General features: G+C 63.6%; 1 protein-coding gene. It reads right to left on the bottom strand.

Annotated elements, in window-relative coordinates; genetic code table 11:
• Positions 1–319: hypothetical protein (locus tag HB860_RS22010; RefSeq protein WP_247627960.1), on the bottom strand; the 319-nt coding region annotated here is incomplete at both ends.

The following is a 319-nucleotide window of genomic DNA, read 5'->3' as shown; positions in this document are numbered from 1 at the left end:
CCGTTCTGGACGAAGGTACCGTAGGTGCTCAGGGCAGTCACCGAGGCACTGTTGTTGTGCCCGGTGGCACTCCAGCCCACAAACGCAGCCGGCGTATCGGCACCGGAGGCGTCGTTGCTCAGCACGTTGCCGCCAAGGCTCCCTGCCAGGTCTTCGGTGACGGTGCCGCCGTTTTCATCGTTCGCCGTCGGGGTGTCATCCACGATGCGCACTATCAGCTGGTCGCTGGCCGTCGTACCGCCCACCCCGTTCACCGTGATGGTCACGCTGTCATCAAATTCCGTCAGCGTGGCTCCCGACTTGCTGTCGTTGTCGATGG

Origin of the sequence: Aeromonas genomosp. paramedia, from assembly GCF_023093515.1 — a bacterium.
Lineage (GTDB): Bacteria > Pseudomonadota > Gammaproteobacteria > Enterobacterales > Aeromonadaceae > Aeromonas.
This window is presented reverse-complemented; position numbering and strand designations above follow the sequence as displayed.